Source organism: Streptomyces phyllanthi (assembly GCF_009377205.1).
GTDB classification, from domain to species: Bacteria; Actinomycetota; Actinomycetes; order Streptomycetales; family Streptomycetaceae; genus Streptomyces; species Streptomyces phyllanthi.
Map to the genome: position 1 here is coordinate 1 of NZ_VJZE01000725.1, position 2,948 is coordinate 2,948.

A 2,948-nucleotide genomic window follows, 5' to 3' on the forward strand; every position below is an offset into this window, starting at 1 on the left:
GGGCCGGGTCGGGCCCCGTGCCGGGGAAGAGGGCCGCGAGGGTCTGGATGGCCTGGGTGGCCGTCGTGAGCGCCGTGTGGGGCGGCTGGCGGGTGAGGGTGCCGCTTCGGCGTATCTCCTCCAGCCATGGGCGGGCCCAGGGCCGGCCGGCGAGCGGCGTGGCGGCCAGGGCCGCTTCCGCCGTGGACCACAGGCGGGCGCGTTCGGCCGCCGCCGCGTCGCGGGCCGCTCGGCGGTCGGTCAGGGGCGGGCCCAGCTCCGCCAGGGTCGCGGCCAGGCCCCGGCCGACCGCGCTGGCGCGCAGACGGGTGTCCAGGTCCGGGAGGCGAATCGTGGCGGTGGCGGCGGTGAGTGGTCGCGCGAGGAGCAGGGACAGTGCCTCGCGCTCCCGCGCGTCCAGGTTCTGGAGCCTGACCGTGCCGGTCGGCCGCAGGCCGTTGCGTTCCAGGCGTGCCCGTACGGCCGTCCAGAGACGGGTGAGACCGGGGCGGGTGAGGAACCTCAGGGCTTCGGCGTCGGGTTCCTCCTCCTTTTCCGCCCTCCCGGCGTCGAGCCTCCCGGCGTCTGGTTCCGCCCTCCCGGCGTCGAGCCTTCCGGCGTCTGGTTCCGTCATACCGGCATCAGGCGCCTCTGCCGTCCGTTCCACGTGTAGTGCAGCGTCGCCACGCCTCGCACGTGCGGGTCGCGCAGACACTCGTAGATGTGGAGCGACGGTACGTCGGGCCAGTTGCCGATCAGGCGTTCGCTGGTGAGGACGAAGTCCAGGTCCAGATCGACCAGGATGCGGCCGAGGCGGGCGTGGGTGGGCTCGTCGACCTTGGCGAAGGCGTCGTCCAGCAGGATCAGCCGGGGTGCGTGCGGGGCCGTTTCCGCGAGGCTCGTGAAGTGGGCGGCCGCGGCGGCGAACAGGACCAGATAGGAGAGGACGCGCTGCTCGCCCTGACTGAGGCCCGTGCGGCCGGAGAGTTTGCGGCGGCTGCCGGGGGTGGCGTCGCTCACGACCCACGGGGTGAAGGTGAACCAGTCGCGGTAGTCGAGGGCCGTGCGCAGGTGGGCCGCGTAGCCCGCGCCCGGGTCTGCGCGGCGGGCGTCCTCGATACGGCGCTGGAGGACGTCGCGGAGCTGCTCGGACTGTTCCCGGGTGCGCAGGCCCGAGGGGCTGCGCAGCAGGTCTACGGCCGCCTTGACGTCGGCCTCCACTCCGTCGGTGAGCTTCCAGTCGAGGACCACGCCCAGGCCGTGTGAGGTGCGGACCGTGGACAGGGTGCCGTTCAGGGCGGCCACCAGGGCTTCCGCGGCCAGGACCTGGGAGGACAGATGGTCGCCCAGCTCCCCCGTCAGGAAGCGCTGGAACACCTCGCGCTCGCGTTCCGTCAGCCGTTCGCGCGCCTCGGCGGCCTGGGCGGCGATGCGCTCGCCCACCGCGGCGATGTCGTGCGGGCCGTGGTCGTCGACGAGGCGGCAGACCTTGATGCCGTCGTGTTCCTCCAGCGTGGCGTCATAGCCACCGGAGAGCTGGTCGCGCAGCTCCGTGTGACGGTTGAGGAGGGTGGTGTCCGAGATGTCGCGTCGCTCCGCGCCCAGCCTGCCCCGTACGGCGTCGACCAGTCGGCGCAGGGCCTTCGCGCGGTCGCGTACATCGGCCTCGCTGTCCGCTTCGTTCCCCTCGCGTGCCTCGCTCTCCGCCGGTGCGTCGAGGCCCGCTCCCCTGCTCACGCCCGGCAGGGACAGCGCCGTACGCAGTCGCCTGCCGCTCGCGACCGCCTCGCCCTCCTGCCCGGCCAGCGCCTCGCGCCGTACCCTCTCGTCCTCCTCCGCGCGTACGCGTTCGTCGTGTGCGGCACTCAAGTCACCCGTCATTCCCGGGAGTTGGCGCCTGATCGCCTCCAGGCGGCGCTTCACCTCGTCCTCGCGGGCGAGGATCTCCTGCTCCGACGCCCCCAGGGCCTCCTCCAGGGCCCCCACCATGCGGCGGGCGGTCTCCAGGCGGGCGAGCGGCTCGGCGTAGTCGGACTCCGCTTCGCGGCGGGACGTCAGAGCGCGCTCGTAGCCCTCACGGCCCTGGCGATGTGCCTCGGCGGAGGAGACGACCGCGCGCAGCCGCCGCCGGAGGCGTTCCGTACCCGTACCGAGGCGGTCGAGGGCGAGACGTACGGAGTCGAGCGCGACCGGGTCGGCCGGGAGGTCGTGCGCGCTCGCGGCCGCCTCGGACTCGCGCCGGGCGGCCACCGCGAGGGCCCGTGCCTGCTCCGCCTCCCGGGCGGCCGCGGACGCCCTGCCGTCCAGCACCTGCGCGGTGCGCTCGGCCTCGGCCGTACGGGCCCACGCGTCGGTCAGCCGGCGCGCCGCGGGAGGGCGGCTCAGGGTGTCGGCCACCTGGGTGCGGTGCTCCGTCAGGATCCGCAGACCGCTCTGCTGCTCGGCCAGCCGCGTCTCCGCGTCGACGAGTCGCCGGTCGAGCTCGGCCAGGGCGCGGCGGCGGGTCTCGGCGCGCACCTCCGCGCCGACGTACTCGGCGGTCTGCTTGGTGTGGCGGCCGCGGGCCACGCCGAGCTTCCAGGAGCCGTCGGTGCCGATCACGGAGTCCTCCGCCGTGGCCATGGCGCTCTCGGAGCCGAGGGCCACCGCGAGCAGCACGCTTTCGACCCGCTCGGTCGGCACCCCGCTGTCGGGCGCCGCGACCGGGCGCAGCACGTCGGCGAGCGTGGGGGCGACCGGCGTGGGGCCGGCGGGTGGTGGGCCGGGGACGAGGAGGGTGTCCCGCGTGGCCGGGTCCAGAACGGTGCCGTCGGCGCACACCCAGGCGTCGAGCAGGCCGCTCGCCTCGAGTGCGGCTTCCAGGCCCGCCCGGGCCGCCGGATCCACGTGCTCGGCGAAGTCCACGAGCCGGTACAGGGGTGCGCCGGTGCCGGGCGTGCGGGGCGCCGAGCGGTGGGGCGGGGGCGCGG

2 protein-coding genes are annotated in these 2,948 nt (G+C 75.2%); both read right to left on the minus strand.

From position 1 onward, the window contains the following. A partial coding sequence (locus FNH04_RS43990) for a TIGR02679 domain-containing protein (RefSeq protein WP_228031986.1) occupies positions 1-613 on the minus strand: 613 nt, incomplete at its 3' end. Continuing rightward, a partial coding sequence (locus tag FNH04_RS43995) for a TIGR02680 family protein (protein ID WP_152791838.1) occupies positions 610-2,948 on the minus strand: 2,339 nt, incomplete at its 5' end. The genes FNH04_RS43990 and FNH04_RS43995, both read right to left, overlap by 4 nt.